At 64.9% G+C, this 17,237-nt stretch carries 17 protein-coding genes; 13 read left to right on the top strand and 4 right to left on the bottom strand.

Annotation, left to right across the window (positions count from 1 at the left end; translation table 11 throughout):
• Positions 1-218: 218 nt before the first annotated feature.
• The 3 genes from miaB to dapF all read left to right on the top strand — a co-directional run bounded on the left by miaB (position 219) and on the right by dapF (position 3,701).
• A complete protein-coding gene (gene miaB, locus AC1L6K_RS15860; protein ID WP_480952791.1) occupies positions 219-1,706 on the top strand; it encodes a tRNA (N6-isopentenyl adenosine(37)-C2)-methylthiotransferase MiaB in 1,488 nt (495 codons plus the stop codon).
• Positions 1,703-2,656 (top strand): tRNA (adenosine(37)-N6)-dimethylallyltransferase MiaA, encoded by a 954-nt coding sequence (gene miaA / locus AC1L6K_RS15855; protein ID WP_480949808.1) that lies wholly within the window; start codon positions 1,703-1,705, stop codon positions 2,654-2,656. Before miaB ends, miaA begins: the two co-directional genes overlap by 4 nt.
• A gap of 112 nt (positions 2,657-2,768) precedes the next feature.
• The gene (gene dapF, locus AC1L6K_RS15850; RefSeq protein ID WP_480949807.1) at positions 2,769-3,701 is read left to right on the top strand and encodes a diaminopimelate epimerase; all 933 of its coding nucleotides are present in this window, start codon (positions 2,769-2,771) and stop codon (positions 3,699-3,701) included.
• 57 nt (positions 3,702-3,758) lie between these two features.
• Here dapF and AC1L6K_RS15845 read toward each other — a convergent pair whose 3' ends face one another.
• Positions 3,759-4,403 carry a class I SAM-dependent methyltransferase gene (locus AC1L6K_RS15845; protein WP_480949806.1) on the bottom strand — a complete coding sequence of 215 codons (645 nt, stop codon included), beginning with the start codon at positions 4,401-4,403 and terminating at the stop codon, positions 3,759-3,761.
• 150 nt (positions 4,404-4,553) lie between these two features.
• Between AC1L6K_RS15845 and hflX the strand changes: the two genes are divergently transcribed.
• On the top strand, positions 4,554-6,212 hold the full coding sequence (gene hflX / locus AC1L6K_RS15840) for a GTPase HflX (RefSeq protein WP_480949805.1): 1,659 nt from the start codon (positions 4,554-4,556) through the stop codon (positions 6,210-6,212).
• Complete coding sequence (locus AC1L6K_RS15835; RefSeq protein ID WP_480949804.1) at positions 6,205-8,232, top strand: ATP-dependent DNA helicase; 2,028 nt, start codon at positions 6,205-6,207, stop codon at positions 8,230-8,232. The genes hflX and AC1L6K_RS15835 overlap by 8 nt, the downstream gene beginning before the upstream one ends.
• 43 nt (positions 8,233-8,275) lie before the next feature.
• On the opposite strand, the gene AC1L6K_RS15830 is transcribed toward AC1L6K_RS15835, so the two are convergent.
• Positions 8,276-9,241, bottom strand: coding sequence for a DMT family transporter (locus AC1L6K_RS15830; RefSeq protein ID WP_480949803.1), 966 nt, complete (start codon positions 9,239-9,241; stop codon positions 8,276-8,278).
• A 72-nt stretch (positions 9,242-9,313) separates the two neighbouring features.
• Between AC1L6K_RS15830 and AC1L6K_RS15825 the strand changes: the two genes are divergently transcribed.
• Positions 9,314-10,246: a LysR family transcriptional regulator gene (locus AC1L6K_RS15825; protein WP_480949802.1), complete on the top strand. Its 933-nt coding sequence runs from the start codon at positions 9,314-9,316 to the stop codon at positions 10,244-10,246.
• A gap of 180 nt (positions 10,247-10,426) precedes the next feature.
• Here AC1L6K_RS15825 and AC1L6K_RS15820 read toward each other — a convergent pair whose 3' ends face one another.
• Together AC1L6K_RS15820 and lexA are read right to left on the bottom strand one after the other, a co-directional pair.
• Positions 10,427-10,882, bottom strand: coding sequence for a GNAT family N-acetyltransferase (locus AC1L6K_RS15820; RefSeq protein WP_480949801.1), 456 nt, complete (start codon positions 10,880-10,882; stop codon positions 10,427-10,429).
• Between the two features lie 133 nt (positions 10,883-11,015).
• A complete protein-coding gene (lexA, locus tag AC1L6K_RS15815; protein ID WP_480949800.1) occupies positions 11,016-11,759 on the bottom strand; it encodes a transcriptional repressor LexA in 744 nt (247 codons plus the stop codon).
• Between the two features lie 276 nt (positions 11,760-12,035).
• Here lexA and AC1L6K_RS15810 point away from each other — a divergent pair, with 276 nt between their 5' ends.
• The 7 genes from AC1L6K_RS15810 (at position 12,036) to AC1L6K_RS15780 (ending at position 17,179) form a co-directional block, all read left to right on the top strand.
• Entirely contained in the window at positions 12,036-12,608 is a 573-nt protein-coding gene (locus AC1L6K_RS15810; RefSeq protein ID WP_480949799.1) for a LysM peptidoglycan-binding domain-containing protein, read from the top strand.
• A gap of 146 nt (positions 12,609-12,754) precedes the next feature.
• On the top strand, positions 12,755-13,867 hold the full coding sequence (locus AC1L6K_RS15805) for a histidinol-phosphate transaminase (RefSeq protein ID WP_480949798.1): 1,113 nt from the start codon (positions 12,755-12,757) through the stop codon (positions 13,865-13,867).
• Between the two features lie 158 nt (positions 13,868-14,025).
• On the top strand, positions 14,026-14,646 hold the full coding sequence (gene hisB, locus AC1L6K_RS15800; protein ID WP_480949797.1) for an imidazoleglycerol-phosphate dehydratase HisB: 621 nt from the start codon (positions 14,026-14,028) through the stop codon (positions 14,644-14,646).
• Complete coding sequence (hisH, locus tag AC1L6K_RS15795; RefSeq protein ID WP_480949796.1) at positions 14,643-15,323, top strand: imidazole glycerol phosphate synthase subunit HisH; 681 nt, start codon at positions 14,643-14,645, stop codon at positions 15,321-15,323. Before hisB ends, hisH begins: the two co-directional genes overlap by 4 nt.
• Complete coding sequence (locus AC1L6K_RS15790; protein WP_480949795.1) at positions 15,323-15,472, top strand: hypothetical protein; 150 nt, start codon at positions 15,323-15,325, stop codon at positions 15,470-15,472. Before hisH ends, AC1L6K_RS15790 begins: the two co-directional genes overlap by 1 nt.
• Before the next feature lie 78 nt (positions 15,473-15,550).
• Complete coding sequence (gene priA / locus AC1L6K_RS15785) at positions 15,551-16,285, top strand: bifunctional 1-(5-phosphoribosyl)-5-((5-phosphoribosylamino)methylideneamino)imidazole-4-carboxamide isomerase/phosphoribosylanthranilate isomerase PriA (protein WP_480949794.1); 735 nt, start codon at positions 15,551-15,553, stop codon at positions 16,283-16,285.
• Positions 16,286-16,288: 3 nt separating this feature from the next.
• Positions 16,289-17,179 (top strand): SseB family protein, encoded by an 891-nt coding sequence (locus AC1L6K_RS15780; RefSeq protein WP_480949793.1) that lies wholly within the window; start codon positions 16,289-16,291, stop codon positions 17,177-17,179.
• Positions 17,180-17,237: the final 58 nt, after the last annotated feature.

The following is a 17,237-nucleotide window of genomic DNA, read 5'->3' as shown; positions in this document are numbered from 1 at the left end:
TGTGCGCGTCAGCCCATGAGCGCTTCCCACCGGGCCCTGCACTTTGGCGCGTGAGCGCCTCCACCGTGGCCTTGGCGAAGGCCGTTTAGCTGATACTTGGCGGCAGGTCTTAAGCTGGTACGGTGAGCCTGATCCAAGACAGCGTCGATACGTCCGCAACCGCAGCAAGCCCAGCCGGCCAGCCCCGCACCTACCAGGTGCGCACCTACGGCTGCCAAATGAACGTCCACGACTCGGAGCGCATGGCCGGGCTCCTGGAAACCGCGGGCATGGTCGCCTTCGATGATTCCAATGCCACAGGCGAGGTTGACGGGCACGGGCAGCCCGTGGGCCCCAGCGCCGACGTCGTCGTCTTCAACACCTGCGCCGTCCGCGAGAACGCCGACAACAAGCTGTACGGCAACCTGGGCATGCTCGCCCACGTCAAGGAGAGCAACCCCGGCATGCAGATCGCCGTCGGCGGCTGCCTGGCGCAAAAAGACCGCGACACCATCCAAAAGCGTGCACCCTGGGTCGACGTCGTCTTTGGCACCCACAACGTGGGCGCCCTGCCGGTCCTGCTGGAACGCGCCCGCCACAACGCCGACGCGCAGATGGAAATCCTGGAATCACTTGACGTGTTCCCGTCCACGCTCCCCACCAAGCGTGACGCCGTCTACTCCGGCTGGGTCAGCATCTCCGTGGGTTGCAACAACACCTGCACTTTCTGCATCGTGCCCTCACTGCGAGGCAAGGAACGCGACCGCCGCCCCGGGGAGATCCTGGCCGAAATCCAGGCACTCGTGGACGACGGCGCCATCGAAGTGACCCTGCTGGGCCAGAACGTGAACTCCTACGGTGTTGAGTTCGGCGACCGCCTTGCGTTCGGCAAGCTGCTGCGCGCCTGCGGTGACATCACGGGCCTGGAGCGCGTGCGCTTCACGAGCCCGCACCCGGCCGCCTTCACCGACGACGTCATCGCCGCCATGGCCGAGACTCCCAACGTCATGCCCCAGCTGCACATGCCGCTGCAGTCCGGCTCCGACAAGGTGCTCAAGGACATGCGCCGCTCCTACCGCTCTGCGAAATTCCTGGGCATCCTGGACAAGGTGCGCGAGCAGATGCCGCACGCCGCCATCTCCACCGACATCATTGTCGGCTTCCCCGGCGAAACCGAGGAGGACTTCCAGGCCACGCTCGACGTCGTTGAAAAGTCCCGCTTCGCCACCGCCTTCACGTTCCAATACTCCAAGCGCCCCGGCACACCCGCCGCGGACCTGCCCGACCAGCTGCCCAAGGAAGTGGTCCAGGAGCGGTTCCTGCGACTGACAGCACTGCAGGACCGCATCGCCGCCGAGGAGAACGCCAAGCAGGTGGGCACCAGTGTTGAGGTCATGGTCACGGCCCAGTCAGGACGCAAGGCTGCCGCAACGAGCCGGCTCTCCGGCCGTTCACAAGACCAGCGCCTGGTCCACTTCAGCGTCCCCGACGGCGCCGAGGCCCCCCGCCCCGGCGACCTTGTCACTGTCACCATCACGGAGGCCGCGTCCTTCCACCTCGTTGCAGACCCCACCACAGCTGATTACCAGCTGCGCCGCTCCCGCGCCGGCGATGCCTGGGACCTGGCCCAGGCCGAGTCGTGCGGCGTGCCCACCACTGGAACGTCCGACGGCGCCCGGCCGAAGGTCAGCCTCGGCATGCCGTCGCTTCCGGTCCGCACCGCATGAGCGCAACCCCCGCAGCGGCTTCGGACGCTGAGCTGTCGGGACGTGAGTTGCCGCTTGTGGCCATTGTCGGGCCCACCGGATCGGGGAAATCCGAGCTGGCCCTCCAGCTGGCCGAACGTTTCGACGGCGAGGCCGTCAACGCGGACTCCATGCAGTTTTATCTCGGCATGGACATTGGAACGGCCAAGCTGCCCGTTTCCGAACGCCGCGGCATCCCGCACCACCTCATGGACTTCCTTTCGGTCCGCGAGGACACCACCGTGGCAACCTTTCAGCAACTGGCCCGGACGGCCATTGCCGACATCCGCTCCCGTGGCAGGCTGCCCATCCTGGTGGGCGGCTCCGGCCTCTACCTCAGGGCGGCCGTGGACGTCCTTGAATTCCCGGGCACCGATCAGCAGCTCCGGGCCACCCTTGAGGCGGAACTTGAACGGGACGGGCTGCCCGCGATGCTGGCCCGCCTGACGGAGGTGGACGCCGTGTCCGCCGCCCGCATCAACGACGGCAAGCGCGTGGTGCGGGCCCTTGAAGTCCATGCACTCACCGGCAGGCCCTTCAGCTCCTTCATGCCCGATCGCCGCTACGTCACCCCTACCGTGCAGATTGGGCTGAACGGCGACAGGGCCGATCTTCATAACCGCTTGGAGGGGCGCGTGCATCGCATGGTGGACCAGGGCCTGCTTGAGGAGGTTGCGGCCCTGGTTCCCCAGGGGCTGCGGGAGGGCCGGACGGCGCACAAGGCCCTCGGCTACCAACAATTCCTGCGGGTCATTGACGGCGGGTCCACAGTTGCCCGGGCCAGCGAGGAAACCATCGTGGCGACCCGCCAGTTTGCCCGACGCCAGCTCACCTGGTTCCGTGCGGACCCGCGCGTCCAGTGGCTCGACTGGTCCCAGCCCGGGCTGGGTTCCGCGGCAGCGGCCCTGGTGGCCTCCGCGGATGAAGCCTAAGACAGCCAGCACGCACCCGACGGGCTGCCCGCATTGGGCGGGCAGGGCGGCTAAGCCGCCATCCGGCGTCGTCCGTCCGGCGCCAGGGCGGTTGGTGCCCTAGTCTTAATGCATGACTGAGCCAGCAACACCACTGACAGGCCTGCGCTTCTCCAAGGGGCACGGGACCGGCAACGACTTTGTGCTGGTGTCCGATCCCGACGGCACCCGCGAACTGACCCCGGAACAAACAGCCGTGCTGTGCGACAGGCACCGCGGCATCGGCGCCGACGGGCTGATCCGTGCCGTCCGGTCCCGGCACCTGCCCGAGGGTGCCGCCCTGCTGGCGGAAAACCCCGGCGCCGAATGGTTCATGGACTACAGCAATGCCGACGGCTCGCGATCGGAAATGTGCGGCAACGGCGTGCGGGTTTTTGTGCACTTTCTCGTGGCCCAGGGGCTCGTGGCGCTGGAGCCCGGCGAGGCGCTCACCGTTGGCACCCGTGCCGGCATCAAGGTCGTGTCGCGCACCCCCGGCGGCTACCGCGTGGACATGGGACCCTGGGACTTCATTTTCCCCGATGAAGCTGCGGGGCGGGGCATGGATTCGCTGGTCGACGCGGCCGGGCTTTCCGTGGAGCGCCCGGCACTGTCCATCAGCATGGGCAACCCCCACACCGTCGTGGCGTTGGCGGACCTGGCCGAACTTGCCGGGACGCAGCTCTTTACGACGCCCGTGGTTACGCCGCCGCCGCCGCACGGCACCAACGTCGAGTTTGCCGTGCCGGCCGAGCCGCTGGTGATGGACGACGTCGGACACATCAGCATGCGCGTCCACGAACGCGGGGTGGGGGAGACCCTGTCGTGCGGCACCGGCGCGTGTGCCGCAGCTGCCGCCATCCGCTTTTGGGCCGGCAGCGACGCCCCCGACGACTGGGCTGTGGCAGTTCCCGGGGGCGTGGTGGGGGTGCGTTTCATCCCCGGCCCCGACGGACGCGAACACGTTGAGCTCAGCGGGCCGGCCGAGATCGTCGCCGACGGCGTGGTTGCCCAAGGGCTGGTGTAACCCCGGCCGTCCGCAGTACGGCGCCTGCCCGCGGCTGCCGGGGCGTCGCCGTCGTGCCTACGGGTTGGTGCGGGTGACCTTCAGAATCCTGAACGCCTTGTTCGTGGAGTCGCGGACAACCGTGAAACCGGCCTCCGGGTACTGCTCGCCAAGCGCGCCAGCCAACCAGCGCTGCAGCGAGTCCGAACCAAGGTTCTTTTGGACCACCAGGTAGGCGTTGCCGTTGTGGGCGAGGCGGGGCAGCCACATGAGCAGGATGGAGTGCAGCTCCGACTTGCCCACCCGGATCGGCGGGTTTGACCAGATGGTGTTGAACCGAATCCCCGGATCAACGTCCTCCGGGGTCGACGCATGGACGTTGTCCAGTCCCAGCGCCGCGGCATTTTCCCGGGTCAGTTCAATGGAGCGTTCGTTGATGTCCACGGCGTACACGGTTGCGGCGGGGGACCGCAGGGCCAGGCTCAGGGCCACGGGCCCCCAGCCGCAGCCGATGTCAAGCAGATTGCCCTCTGTGGCCGGCGGCGGCGCCTCCGAGAGCAGGATGGTGGTGCCCTTGTCGACCCCGTCCGGGCTGAAGATGCCCCCTGCTGTCTGCAGCTGGCGCTCCGCGCCGGCCAAAACCACGCTGAGGGGCCGGCGCTTCATCGGCGTGGACGGTTGTGAACTGAAATAGTGCTCTGCACCCTGAGTACCCATAGTCATGCCAGATTAGTGTGGTTTTGCCACATTGTGTATCTAGGCGCGCCTAAGCACGGCCACGCCCCGGGGCACTTGTCCACAGGAAATTGTCGCGGAAGGTGTGCGTGTGGGCGGGCCGGACTACGATTGAGGGTAAGCGCCTATAAGGAGAACATGTCCAACGCATCTGCACACCATGGTTCCGACGACAACAAACTGCCCACAAACGGCGGAAACGGAACAACACCGGGCTCCGGCCAGCCCGACCAGGAGTTGTCAGTGGCCGAGATCGAGGCCGTGATTGACCGCATCCTGGCCAAGGACGCGGCCACCAGCCGGGCCGTGCGTGCTGACGAAGAAAGCGAAGCCCAGGACCCCTATGAGGGAACGCCTGCCGTGCGGCCGCTGGCCGGGCATGCCCAGGCCGTCTCGTCCCTGAATTTCCAGCACAGCCAATTTGACGGCGACCAGTCCGAACTTGCGGAGCGCAACGCGCTGCGCCGCCGGGCCAGCCTGTCCACCGAACTCGAAGACGTCTCCGAGGTTGAATACCGCCAGCTGCGCCTGGAACGTGTGGTTTTGGCCGGTCTGTGGTCGCAGGGGACCATGGCCGACGCCGAGAACTCGCTGCGGGAATTGGCCGCACTGGCTGAAACAGCCGGCTCGGAGGTCCTGGACGGGCTCGTTCAGCGCCGTGCCAAGCCCGACCCCGCCACCTTTCTGGGCCAGGGAAAGGCACAGGAGCTCAAGGAAATTGTGTACGCCACCGGTGCCGACACAGTCATCATTGACGGCGACCTCGCACCATCCCAGCGCCGCACCCTGGAAGAAGTGGTCAAGGTCAAGGTCATTGACCGCACCGCGCTGATCCTGGACATTTTTGCCCAGCACGCCCAGTCCCGCGAAGGCCGTGCCCAGGTTGAGCTGGCACAGATGGAATACCTCCTGCCACGACTGCGCGGCTGGGGCGAATCCATGTCGCGCCAGGCCGGTGGCCGGGTGGGAGCCGCCGGCGGCGGCATTGGTTCCCGTGGTCCCGGCGAAACGAAGATGGAGCTGGACAGGCGCAAAATCCGTACGCGGATGGCCAAACTGCGCCGGGAAATTGCGGCCATGCGCCCGGCCCGGGAAACCAAGCGCGCCAACCGCAAGCGCAACAGCGTGCCCTCAGTTGCCATCGCCGGCTACACCAACGCCGGCAAATCCTCGTTGCTGAACCGCCTCACCGACGCCGGTGTACTGGTGGAGAATGCGCTGTTCGCCACCCTCGACCCCACTGTGCGCAAAACCGAAACCTCGGACGGACTGGGCTACACCCTTGTCGACACCGTTGGATTCGTGCGCTCACTGCCAACCCAATTGGTTGAGGCATTCCGGTCAACGCTTGAAGAAGTGGCCGACGCAGACCTGATCCTGCATATTGTGGATGCCTCACATCCCGATCCGGAGGGGCAGATCTCGGCGGTGCGGACGGTGTTCGCTGAAGTCGGGGCGCTCCAAATCCCCGAAATCATCATCTTGAACAAGGCCGACATCGCGGACCCGTTCGTGGTTGAACGGCTGCGCCAGCATGAACCCCGCACGGTTGTGGTTTCCGCGCGAACCGGCCAGGGCATCGAGGAATTGCTGGAAGCCATCAGTGCAGGCATCCCGCACCCAAGCGTGTCCTTGACACTGTTGATTCCCTACGATCGCGGCGACGTCCTGAACAAGCTGCACCGCAGTGACGCCGAGATTGTCAGCCTCGAACACGGTGAGCATGGAACGCTGGCCAATGTTCGCGTCCGCGAGGACCTGGCTGCCGAGGTTGAACCTTTTGTCCAGCATGCCTGAGAGCGAATTGTCACAGCAGGCACTGGATCTTTTGGACCGGGCAGTTGAATCCATGGGCGGCCAGCGCCGAGATGGGCAGCATGAGATGGTCCGGCGGGTGGTCACCGCCATTGAAAGCGGCGACCACCTGCTGGTGCAGGCCGGCACCGGAACGGGAAAATCGCTTGCCTACCTAATCCCGTTGATCGTCAACGCCCTCACGAGCGACAAACCGGCCATTGTGGCCACGGCAACGCTGGCCCTGCAGGCCCAGATTGTTGGCCGCGACGTACCCAGGCTGTTGGCTGCCCTGGCACCGTTGCTGCCGCGTGCGATTGACGTGGCACTGGTCAAGGGGCGCAGCAACTATGTGTGCAAACACAAATTGGGTGGAGGTTTCCCGACCGAAGACACGGGGGAAGGTGCCCTGTTCAACCTGGGCGAAGACACCAGCGTCGCCCACCTTCCGGGGGCAAGCTCCGGTCCCACGTCCCAGCTGGGCAAGGAAGTTGTGCGGCTGCGCGAATGGGCACAGGACTCCAAAACCGGGGACAGGGACGAACTTGCTCCCGGCGTCACCGACAAGGCATGGCGGCAGGTTTCCGTCACGTCCATGGAATGCCTGGGGGCACAGAAGTGCCCGTTGGCCACCGAATGCTTCTCCGAACTGGCCCGCGCCCGAGGGGCCGAAGCGGACATTGTGGTCACCAACCACGCCATGCTGGCCATCAGTGCCTTTGAAGGCATCGCCGTCCTGCCCGATTACGACCTGGTGGTCGTGGACGAGGCCCATGAGCTCCAGGACCGGGTGACAGGTGCCGTCACCGGACAGCTGTCGGTCCAGATGGTCCAGGCGGCTGCCTCGAGCACCCGCAAGCACACAGGTGTTTCGGTGGACGCGCTGCACGCAAGTGCAGCAGCCCTTGACCTGGTTTTCGCGGGAACCCCTGAAGGGCTGCTGCCCAACGGGCTCAATGATGCCCAAAGCCAGGTCATCGGCCAGGTGCGCGACGCCGTCCGGGCGGCGCTGTCGGATTCAAAGCCGGAAGGCAGCGCCACGGCTGACGGTGGACGTTCCATTGCCAGGTCCCGCCTGAACCTGATCTTCGACCTCTGTGAGCGCCTGTTGGCGGCAAACGAGGCGCGGGAAGTTGTGTGGGCGTCACGGCCCGGCACATTCACACCGGGCAAGGGTTACCAAAAGGCTGATCCGAACGAACCCGCTGTCATCAACATTGCGCCCCTGAGCGTGGCGATGAAACTGCGCGAAGGCTTGTTTGCAGACCGCACAGTCGTGCTGACCTCGGCCACGCTGGCCATTGGCGAATCATTCCAGGCCACTGCCGGAGGCCTGGGACTGCTGGGTCCCAGTGCGCCCAATTGGACAGGGGCGGACGTTGGTTCGCCCTTTGACTACCCCAAGCAGGGCATGTTGTATGTTGCAGCCCACCTGCAAAAGCCGGGATTTGGGATGTCACCGGAACAGCTGGATGAACTGGCGGCGCTCATCACGGCTGCCGGCGGAGGCACGCTGGCATTGTTCTCCTCGCGGCGGGCGGCGGAGGATGCGGCCGAGAAATTGCGCAAGAAGCTCAAGGTGAAAATTCTGTGCCAGGGTGATTCATCCATGGCGGGGCTGATCAAGGAATTTGCCGACGAAGCTGACACCTGCCTGTTCGGCACCATGTCCCTGTGGCAGGGCGTTGACGTGCAGGGCGCCTCTTGCAGGCTTGTCGTCATTGACAGGATTCCCTTTCCCCGCCCGGATGATCCGCTGGTCACGGCCAGGGCAAGGGCAGTGGCGCAAAGTGGGGGCGACGGCTTTATCGCCATCTCGGCCACGCATGCGGCTGTGCGCCTGGCACAGGGTGTGGGGCGCTTGATTCGGTCCAGTGAGGACAGGGGAGTGGTGGCTGTTCTTGACTCCCGGCTGGCGAACGCCAGCTACGGCGGCTTCCTGCGGGCGGCCCTGCCGCCGTTCTGGGCCACCAAGGACAGGGCGGTGGCCTTGTCGGCGCTGACAAGGCTGTCGGGCAAATAGCTGACGGGTCGCGCGCGGCCATTGGTCACCGGCCCAACAGGGCTCAGTCGTCGGCCGCACCTTGCAACGCGGTTACGGCCGACGCGGCTACGGTGATCTCCCGGTGTGGCAAGCCACTCCCGCGCCAGCGCTGTTCGGCACGGGCCCCCCACCAGGTGGCCACGAGAAGCACCGCTGCCCCCAGGTAGCCAAGCGTGCCAATCCGGTCTCCGGCAAGGAGCATTCCCACGAGGAGGGCCCAGCCAGGTTCGGTGCCGAGAAGCATGCCTGCTCGTGACGCCGAGGTGTGCTTCGTTGCCCAGAGCTGCCCAAGAAACGCCAGGATCGTGCAGCCCAGACACAGGTAGGCAATAGTGAGCCAATTCGCGACAGTGAAGCCCGGAAGATGCGCCAGCAGTGAGTTTCCGCCCCAGGCGGCGAATATGACCGCGCCAAATGTGATCTCGACGGTGGTCAGCCCCAGCACGTTGGCTTTTTTGTTGACGGTAAAGCATGCCTCGGCAACACCGAGCAGGGCCCGTGTTGCTGCAGCACCAAGCATGAGTCCATCGCCGAGGTTGACCCCGGAGAAACCATTGCCACCCACGAGCAGCGCAATGCCGAGGAGGGCAAGCAGGATGCTTCCGACCAACGCAGGGGAGAGCCGTCTCCTGGTGAGAGCGGACTCGAGTAACGGGGTCAGCAGAATGGACAGGGCGATGATGAGCCCGGCGTTTGTCGCACTCGTGAGAGTGACGCCGATGGTTTCCAGCGCTATGGTGGCCGCCCGTAGGGTTCCAAGCAGGATGCCGGGAAATGCCGAGTCCCGGAGCCGATTTCTTGGCCGGGCGAAATGCGCCAGCAGCAGGATTGCCGCCGAGGGAACGAAACGAGCGCACATCACCGCAGCCGCGGATGAGGCCACCGCCAGGTCTTGAGTCGCCAGATAGCTTCCGCCCCACAATATTGCCACGATCAGGAGTACGGCGTCGGGGAGCAGTCGACGGGTGGAGGGGGATGCGAAGGACATGCTTTTACCGTACTGACAACCCTCCGTGCAGAACAACAGGCACTATCTTCAATATCCCGTAAGGTGAGCTTCATGGAAGTTCATCATCTTCGAACCTTGCGCGAACTCAGGGACCGCGGCTCCGTCACTGCTGTGGCACAGGCCCTGCACCTTTCTCCGTCTGCGGTGTCCCAGCAACTCGCAGCCCTGCAACGGGGAGTGTCAATTCCCCTCACCGAGCAGCGGGGTCGAGTGCTGATACTCACGCCGGCGGGCGAACGGCTCGCCGATGCCGGAGGTGAAGTGCTGGAAGCCCTCGCACGCGCAGAGAACTCCGTCACAGGGTATCTCCTGGCGCGACAGGAACTCGTTTCAGTCACCGCTTTTCACAGCGCCGGTCTCGCCTGGTTCCCGGAGCTTATCGCCAGAAGCCTCAACGATCCCGACGGGCCGAGGGTGCATTGCAGGGACGAGGACGTATCGGTCAACGAGTTCGTCGATTTGGTGGGCGACCACGACGTCGTGATCGCCCACCGTCCGCTGATGTCCGAACCCTGGCCCGCCCGCAGGGTGCACGCCACGCCTGTGCTGCAGGAACCGATTGACCTGGCCATTCACCGTGACCATCCACTGGCGAAACATGGGACGGTGCGCCTGGCCGATCTAGCGGCAGAAACCTGGGTGGCGGCGCACGAAGGATTTGCCCTCGAACCACTCCTCGTCCAGGCAATGTCTGCAGGCGCGGGCACCCCGATCCAGATTACGCACCGGGTCAATGAGTTCAACATGGTGGCGGCCATTATCGCCGAGACTCGCGCCGTGGGCCTGCTGCCGCGCTACACAGGACTGGCGCCCCACTTTCGGGAGCAGGTAGTGCTGCGCCGGATCGAGGGGCTCGACATTGGCCGGCACATCGAAATCCTGACAAGGCCCGAAGCGCGGGCACGGGTGAGCACGCGCACCGTGATCGAGCGTCTCATCGAGATCGCCGAGGAGACACGCCGCCGCGCAGAAGGAGCGCGCTGACTGCACCCCCGGGCTGGGCCTCATTCCCCGTAAATGCATGTATCCACTGAGTCTGGGGTGCGGCTTAGGCGATGCCGGCAGCGATCGTGCCGGCGCTGTTCTCGCCCGGCCGACAGGGAGCCCGCGTCGGGCTTCATGTCCGTAACGGAACACTCCATGAGGCGTCGTGCCGGCGTTGCATCACAACTGCCGGCTCCAAGCGACTTCGCGTCCGAGCTGGCCGGTTTCGGTAAATAGTTGAACCTGGTGTGTTGAGGCCAGGGCGACCGCAAGAGCATTCGTGTCTGCAGACGTGAACCCGGCTTTCTGCCAGAACGGCCCCGACCTGCGGCTAAACAGCCAGGCCCGGTCGGCGCCGGCTTCGACGACCCGGTCCATGGCAAATTGAGCGAGCCCCAGCCCAATTCCTGTTCCACGCAGTTCCGGAGCGACGGCGACGCTGCGTATGAGCGCATGGTTGCCGTCGTGGCTGCTTTCGTAACCAGTTGACGCGAAAATCCGTCCTGTTGTGGCATCCCGTGAGATCCACAAGTGCACCGACGGTGAATCGAGGCCGCTGAGCGTCAAATCGGCGGTGCGAAGGAACGCCGAGATTTCATCCATGTCGGCGGGGCCCGCGGGCACAAGATTAATCATGGCTCAACGGTATGCGCCCACCAACGGCATCCTGAAATATGTGGGAGATGATGCCACGCAAACAAAAACAAGAGTGAACAGTGCGGCGCCCCGGCCACTTGGCCGGGGCGCCGCACTGTCTGCAGGAGTGGTGCTAGAGACTGCGAAGCACCGAGACAACCTTGCCCATGATGGTTGCGTGGTCGCCGAGGATGGGTTCGTAGCGGGTGTTCTGGGGCAGCAGCCAGGTGTGGCCGTCGCGCTGCCGGAACGTCTTCACTGTCGCCTCGTCTTCGAGGAGGGCAGCAACGATTTCACCGTTGTTGGCCGTGTTTTGTTGGCGCACCACAACCCAGTCACCGTCACAGATGGCTGCGTCAATCATGGAATCGCCCTGAACCCTGAGCATGAACAGTTCACCGCTGCCCACAATCTGCCGGGGCAGCGGCATGATGTCATCGACCGACTGATCGGCCAGGATGGGCCCGCCGGCTGCGATGCGCCCGACCAGCGGGACGAACGCCGTGTCCGAGGAACTGCTGAGTTCGGCAAAGTTCAGGCCGTTTGAACTGCGCAGATTGGAGGGCGAACTGACACCCTCGATCTCAACCTGGCCGCTGTCGAGCACCAGCGGAATGAGGACCTCCATGGCGCGGGGACGTTTGGGGTCGCGGCGCAAATAGCCGTGGCGTTCCAGCTGCGTCAGCTGGTGCGTGACGCTTGACAGGCTCGCAAGCCCCACCGCATCACCAATCTCACGCATGGAGGGCGGGTAGCCCTTGTCGGCGATGGAGCGCTGGATGCACTCAAGGATTTTCTTTTGCCGAACTGTCAGCCCCTTCATTCCGGCGCGGCTGGGCGCCTGGGGGATGCGGTGCGGAGGTTCTGGAAGCGCCATGGTTCCCGGGTCCTTTCGTGGCTGCCCTGAACAATGTCAGTGCCTGCTGGTGGACTGCATCTAGCGGCCAATCCTTGTCTCACAAGTTTAAGCCACAAACGAAGCAATTTCAAACATTTGTTCTATCAGCCCTTGGCAAGTGTCGTCCATAGGTGCTAAAACTGTACTAGTAGCTAATTAGAACATACGTTCTATCGAAGATATAAGGCATGGAAATTTGATCCGACGGATGTTGATGGCCAAGGATCTAGATCCACGGCGAAAGGACCAGAAATCATGAATGCAATGGTTATCTCAGCACCAACCCTGAGCAGCAGGCACACAAACGACTCGGCGGCAGGCGGCACGGGACCGTGGCGCTTTCAGCCGGCCACCGAAGCCGCTGCCGGCGGCAGGGCGTTCAGGCCCGACTCCGCGAAGCCCGAACGGATGCAGTCCGGTTCGGTTACGGCGCCAGTCGGTTCGGTGCCTTTGGGTTCGGCGCAGGCTGGCCCGGGCATGAATGATGGTGGCCGGGCCAGGCTCCAGCTCACCCGCCGCGGCCGTCTGGTGCTCCTTGGCCTCCCCGCCATCCTCACGGCCGCCGTAATGGTCTTTGCCGCCCTGGCCATTGGGCTTGGCTCCATCGCCACCCCGGCCCAGGCCTCCGCCGCGTACGCGGCCGTGGACCTGGCCGACTACGCCGTGTCAGTCACCGTCCTGCCGGGCGACAATCTCTGGAGCATTGCCAGTGCTTCGAACCCGCATGGCGACATTCGTGACGTTGTCAGTGAAATTGTGGCGCTCAATGAGCTGGGCAGCGGAGTCCTGCAGGCCGGCCAGCGCCTGTACGTCCCCCTCCCCAAGTAGCGCCTGTACGTTCCACGCCCCAGATAAAGTCTGGGAGCTGCAGCAGCGCCCGCCGGCTGTGCCGCGAGTGCCCGCACCTGTCGCAAAGATGTCCGCATGGTGTCGCCGTTTCGGCATTTGGTCCGGTCGCCAATTAAGCTTGTGCCATGGATCAGTTTGAACTCTTAGGCCAATTGCCGCTCCGTGACGATCTGCGCGGACAGCACCCATACGGTGCTCCGCAGATTGACGTGCCGGTGCTCCTGAACGTCAATGAAAATACCTTCGGTGTCCCGGCCGACGCCAAGGAAGCCATCCTCACGGCTGTGGCGGCAGAGCTTGACGGCCTGAACCGCTACCCTGACAGGGAATTCACCGTCTTGCGCCAGGAGCTGGCTGCCTACCTGGGTCATGGGCTCGATGAAAACAACCTGTGGGCGGCGAACGGTTCCAATGAAGTTCTGCAGCAGCTGCTGCAGGCATTTGGCGGTCCTGGCCGCACCGTCATGAGCTTCCCTCCCACCTACTCCATGTACCCGCTGCTGGCCAGCGGCACCGGAACCGGTTACATCGCCGGAGTGCGGGCGCCGGACTTCAGCCTGTCCGCCGAATCGGCGGCTGAGCAGGTTCGCGAGCAGGCCCCCAACATCGTTCTTTTGTGCTCACCGAACAACCCCACCGGCACGGCCCTTGGCCTGGACGTTGTGCAGGCCGTTTACGAGGCAGGGGAAGCCTCGCAAGCCATCGTCATCGTGGATGAGGCCTATACTGAGTTCTCCCACGCCGGCACGCCCAGCGCGTTGAACCTGCTCGAGGGCCGCCCCCGCCTGGTCGTCTCACGCACCATGAGCAAGGCGTTTGCCATGGCCGGCGCCCGGCTGGGATACATGGCCGCGGCGCCCGAGGTCGCCGACGCGCTGCGCCTGGTCAGGCTCCCGTACCACCTCTCCGCCATCACCCAGGCGACAGCAGTGGCTGCACTGCGCAATTCAGCGTCCCTGCTGGCCAACGTTGAGCAGATCAAGGTCCAGCGCGACCGCATTGTCGCCGAACTCACGGCGCTGGGGCTGACTCCCGCACCGTCAGACTCCAACTTCGTCTTCTTTGGCGGGCTGGATAACCCCCATGAGGTGTGGGAGGCGCTGCTGGCCCAGGGAGTTCTGATTCGCGACGTCGGCATACCCGGCCACCTGCGCGTCACCGCCGGCACGGAAGCTGAAACCAGCGCGTTCCTGACCGGGCTGCGCACCTTTCTCGCCGGCCAAGGCACGGCTGCCTGACGCCGTCGTGCGTTGAAAAGAGCCCTGGTGCGGGACTGTTTGGGCTTTCCCCTGCCTTTTCTTCTAAACTGGTGTTAATCACCGAGGATCGACCGCGCGCCCAACCCTGCCCTGCACACGGGCGCGGGATGGCGCACACAAATCAAAGGACTGCTGCAATGACTGAGACCACGCCCAGCCAGGGACGAACAGCCCGCTTGGAGCGGGCGACAAGTGAGTCGAGCGTCATGGTTGAAATCAACCTCGACGGGACCGGCACGTCAACCATTGACACGTCGGTGCCGTTCTATGACCACATGCTCACGGCGCTGTCCAAGCACTCCCTGATCGACATGAACATCAAAGCCACCGGCGACACCCACATCGATGCGCACCACACCGTCGAAGACGTTGCGATCTCCCTTGGCGAGGTGCTGAAGGAGGCGCTGGGCAACAAGGCCGGCATCCGCCGCTTCGGCGAGGCCACAGTGCCGCTGGATGAGGCGCTGGCCAACGCCGTCGTCGACCTGTCAGGCCGTCCCTACCTAGTGCACGGCGGCGAGCCCGCAGGCCAGGAATACCACCTTATCGGCGGCCACTTCACGGGTTCCCTGACCCGCCACGTCTTTGAAGCCATCACGCTGCACGCGCAAATCTGCCTGCACATGACGCTCATCGCCGGCCGGGACCCGCACCACATCGTCGAGGCGCAGTTCAAGGCCTTTGCCCGTGCGCTGCGTTCGGCCGTCGAACCTGACCCCCGGGTGACCGGGATTCCATCCACGAAGGGTCTTTTGTGAGCTCCGGAGCGACGGAGAAGCCAGCCCCACCACAGCCCACTGTCACTGTCCTTGACTACGGTTCGGGCAATGTGCGCTCGGCAGTGCGGGCCCTGGAACGTGCCGGTGCGGCTGTGACGCTCAGTGCCAAGGCTGATGACGTCCTCAACGCCGATGGGCTGGTGGTTCCGGGTGTCGGTGCGTTTGGTTCAGTCATGGCCGAACTGAAAAACGTTGACGCCCTGCGGATGATCGGGCGCCGCGTCGCTGGCGGACGTGCTGTCCTGGGCATCTGCGTGGGCATGCAGGTCCTCTTCGACGCCGGTGTCGAGCACGGCGTTCACGAGGAGGGCATGGGGGAGTGGCCCGGAACCGTGGAGCTGCTGCCCGCCGACGTCGTCCCGCACATGGGCTGGAACACCGTCACAGCCGCCGAAGGCTCCATGCTGTTTGAGGGCGTTGAAAGTGAACGCTTCTACTTCGTGCATTCCTATGGGGTGCAGGCCTGGGACTTCGAAGTCCTCCAGCCGAAGATGCGCCCGCCACTGGTGACCTGGTCCGAACACGGTGCACCCTTCATCGCCGCCATTGAAAACGGGCCACTTTGCGCCACGCAGTTCCACCCGGAAAAGTCCGGAGACGCGGGAGCACGGCTGTTGCGCAACTGGGTGCGATCGCTGGCCAAGGCGGACAACTAATGTGGTCGCTGCTGTTGATGGCACTGGCCGGGCTGCTCATCGGCGGGGCCTACACCTTTTACCAACAAAAGTCCGCCCGGTGGATTCCCATCAGTTTCGCCCTGCTGGCTGTCATGTCGCTGGTGGCGGCATATTTATTCACGCTCTAGCTCCACCCGGCAAGCGTGCCGCAGGCCGCGGCCCCGCGGCCACTTCACATCCACAGATCAAATGACGTTGAGGACCCCATGACCACCCCCATTTTGGAATTGCTGCCCGCCGTAGACGTTGCCGACGGACAGGCGGTCCGCCTGGTGCAGGGCGAGGCAGGCTCGGAAACCGGCTACGGCTCGCCCCTTGAAGCGGCCCTGAACTGGCAGAACGACGGCGCCGAATGGGTGCACCTTGTTGACCTCGACGCAGCCTTCGGGCGCGGATCCAATGTGCACCTGCTGCGCGAAATGGTCGCCGCCTTGACAGTCAAGGTCGAGCTCTCCGGCGGCATCCGTGACGACGCCTCCCTGGAGGCTGCCCTGGAACTGGGCGTGGGCCGAGTCAACCTTGGCACTGCGGCACTTGAAAACCCCGAATGGACGGCCAAGGTGATCGAGCGCTTTGGCGACAAGATCGCCGTCGGCCTGGACGTGCGCGGCACCACACTTGCCGGCCGCGGCTGGACCAAGGAAGGCGGCGACATCTGGGAAGTTCTGGCACGCCTGGAAGACGCCGGCTGCGCCCGCTACGTCGTCACCGACGTCACCAAGGACGGCACCCTGCGCGGGCCCAACGTGGAACTGCTGCGGGAAATGTGCACCCGCACAGCCAAGCCCGTGGTGGCTTCCGGCGGCATCTCCAGCCTCGAGGACCTGCGCGTGCTGCGCGAACTCGTCGGCGAGGGCGTTGAAGGGGCAATCATCGGCAAGGCGCTCTACTCCGGCCAGTTCACCCTGCCGCAGGCCCTTGACGTTGCCGGCCGCCGCTAAATCATGACCGAGCTGCCCAAGAAGGCGCTGCCCGGACACATTGCCGCGGCCCTGGCCGGTGCCGGCGGGAACACCGACTCGGCCGGGCAGCCCTGGGCCGGGCGCGATCTGCCGGCGCAGGAGAAGTACCACAACTTTGACACCGATGACGGCGCCATGGACCCCGTCTACGCCGCAGCCTTGGCAGCGCTTGCCTCGGGAGACGGAACCGAAGCGCAGGTCGTGGCAGCGCTGGCCCACGCCCGCGTCTTCATCCCGATTGTCGCCCAGCTCGCGGAGCAGGCGATAGGGGAAAACGGCCTGGTCACCGACAAGGAGTCGGACATGGCCCTGGTGACGCTGCAGGGTCCCGACGGGCGGCGGGCGCTGCCGGCCTTTTCCCACGCCGAGGCGCTGACCCGGTGGCATCCAGGGGCGCGGCCGGTGGCCGTGTACGCTGCGCGCGCCGCCCTGTCAGCCGTGGCCGAGGAAGCGCAGCTGATGGTTGTGGATCCCGGGTCGCAACGGCCGTTCGTCGTCCGCAGGCCGGCCATGTGGGCTCTCGCGCAACAACGCGACTGGCGTCCCAGCTACGCCGACCCGGTGGTTGCCGAGGTGCTTGAACTTTCCCTTGCAGCCCTGGACCACCCCCTGGTGGCAGGCATTTCCGCAAGCCCCGGACAAGGCATCGGCACCCAGTGGGACACAGCCGCTGATCCGTCCGGACGGTTGGTTGCCGGCGGCGGCACCGGACCGGAGCTGTGCGTCACCCTGACCCTGCTGCCCGGCCTTGACCAGGTGGCAATAGACGGCCTGCTTGCCCGCCTGCAGGAATTCTGGGCGGCGAATGAAGGCTTTGCCTACGCAGTGGACTCTGTCCAGATCCGGCTGCGCAGCCGGGACCCGCAGGCTTGATTTACGGCAACAAAAAATCCAGTTTGCAGTAGTTGAACGCATATCACCGAAAAACTGT

Source organism: Specibacter sp. BI4, assembly GCF_056680095.1.
Note: the sequence above shows the minus strand (reverse complement) of the source record. Positions and strands in the feature narration are given on the sequence as shown.